This window comes from Azospirillum griseum, assembly GCF_003966125.1.
In the GTDB taxonomy this organism is placed as follows: Bacteria; Pseudomonadota; Alphaproteobacteria; order Azospirillales; family Azospirillaceae; genus Azospirillum; species Azospirillum griseum.
In genome coordinates this window covers 1-236 of record NZ_RXMA01000202.1, presented here as the reverse complement: position 1 = coordinate 236, position 236 = coordinate 1, and the positions used below count along the sequence as shown (strand labels likewise).

The window sequence follows — 236 nt, the reverse complement described above, 5'->3', positions numbered from 1 at the left end:
GCCAGCCCCGCCGACCACGCTCCTTGATCGTCTGGATGTGGCGGTCACGCCGGGTGGGAACCGTGTCGGCGGTGTCGCTCGGCACCGCGGTCGCGCGCGGCGGGATGATCACTTCGGCGTCCGCAGCACGCTCGGCGATGGCACGATAGACGGGCTCGCCATCGTACGCGCCGTCTGCCAGGACCGTACCGATCGGGCAGGTGATTTGGTCGAGCAGCGGCCCGACCAGCGAGGCG

The 236-nt window shown here is 71.2% G+C and carries 1 pseudogene; it reads right to left on the bottom strand.

Going from position 1 to position 236, the window contains the following annotated elements:
• A pseudogene (locus EJ903_RS26775) lies at positions 1-236 on the bottom strand (IS5/IS1182 family transposase); the annotation flags it as partial.